Genomic DNA, 1,920 nt, shown 5'->3' with positions numbered 1-1,920 from the left:
TCGGATTCACTGACTAAAGTAGATTCGGACTCAGATGTGGATTCACTTTCAGAAAGGTACTCGCTCTCAGACTCACTAGTTGAAACTGATTCGCTTTCGGCTGTCGAAACGGACTCAGATTCACTTGCCAAAGTGGATTCGGACTCAGATATGGATTCGCTCTCTGATAAGTACTCACTTTCCGACTCACTAGTTGAAACTGATTCGCTTTCGAGAATCGAAGTCGATTCACTCTCCGCTGTCGAAACAGACTCGGATTCACTTGCCAAAGTGGATTCGGACTCAGATATGGATTCGCTCTCTGAGAGGTACTCACTTTCCGATTCACTGGCTGAAGTTGATTCACTTTCCAAAATCGAAGTCGATTCGCTTTCCGCTGTCGAAACAGACTCAGATTCGCTAACCAAAATGGATTCGGATTCCGATGTGGACTCGCTCTCTGAGAGATATTCGCTTTCTGACTCACTAGTTGAAACGGACTCACTTTCGAGAATTGACGTTGATTCACTTTCAGCCATAGAAATAGATTCAGACTCAGATGTGGATTCGCTCTCAGAAAGGTACTCACTCTCCGACTCACTAGTTGAAGTGGACTCGCTCTCGAGAATTGATATCGACTCACTTTCCGCCGTGGAAACAGACTCAGATTCGCTGACCAGAATAGATTCGGACTCTGATGTAGATTCGCTCTCGGAAAGATACTCACTCTCTGATTCACTCGTCGAAGCTGACTCGCTTTCTAAGATCGATGTCGACTCACTTTCCGCCGTGGAAACAGATTCAGATTCGCTGACCAGAATAGATTCTGATTCTGATGTAGATTCGCTCTCGGAAAGATGCTCACTCTCTGATTCACTCGTCGAAGCTGACTCGCTTTCGAGAATTGATGTCGACTCACTTTCCGCCGTGGAAACAGATTCAGATTCGCTGACCAGAATAGATTCGGATCCCGACGTGGACTCACTTTCTGAAAGATATTCACTTTCTGATTCACTCGTTGAGGCTGATTCACTTTCTAGAATCGAGGTTGACTCGCTTTCCGCTGTCGAAACAGACTCAGATTCGCTGACCAGAATAGACTCGGATTCTGATGTAGATTCGCTTTCGGAAAGATACTCACTTTCGGACTCAGACGTCGATTCACTCTCTGAAAGATATTCACTTTCCGACTCAGACGTCGATTCACTCTCCGAAAGGTACTCGCTTTCCGATTCAGACGTCGATTCACTCTCCGAAAGGTACTCGCTTTCCGATTCAGATGTGGATTCGCTCTCCGAAAGGTATTCGCTTTCAGATTCACTCGTGGACTCACTCTCTGATAGGTACTCGCTTTCCGATTCACTCGTGGATTCACTCTCCGAAAGGTACTCGCTTTCAGATTCAGACGTCGATTCACTCTCTGATAGGTACTCACTTTCGGACTCAGATGTGGACTCACTCTCTGAAAGATACTCACTTTCAGATTCACTCGTGGACTCACTCTCCGAAAGGTACTCACTTTCTGACTCAGATGTGGATTCACTCTCCGAAAGGTACTCGCTTTCAGATTCAGACGTCGATTCACTCTCTGAAAGATACTCACTTTCTGACTCAGATGTGGATTCACTCTCTGATAGGTATTCACTTTCAGATTCACTCGTGGACTCACTCTCCGAAAGGTACTCTCTTTCTGACTCAGATGTGGATTCACTCTCCGAAAGGTACTCGCTTTCAGATTCAGACGTCGATTCACTCTCTGAAAGATACTCACTTTCTGACTCAGATGTGGATTCACTCTCTGATAGGTATTCACTTTCAGATTCACTCGTGGACTCACTCTCTGAAAGATACTCGCTTTCGGACTCAGATGTGGATTCACTCTCTGATAGGTATTCACTTTCAGATTCACTCGTGGACTCACTCTCTGAAAGATACTCACTT

General features: G+C 45.5%; 1 pseudogene. It reads left to right on the top strand.

From position 1 onward, the window contains the following. Positions 1 to 1,920, top strand: a pseudogene (locus FAY32_RS14215) (hypothetical protein); the annotation flags it as partial.

It is taken from the genome of Levilactobacillus enshiensis (assembly GCF_007115095.1).
In the GTDB taxonomy this organism is placed as follows: Bacteria; Bacillota; Bacilli; order Lactobacillales; family Lactobacillaceae; genus Levilactobacillus; species Levilactobacillus enshiensis.
This window is presented reverse-complemented; position numbering and strand designations above follow the sequence as displayed.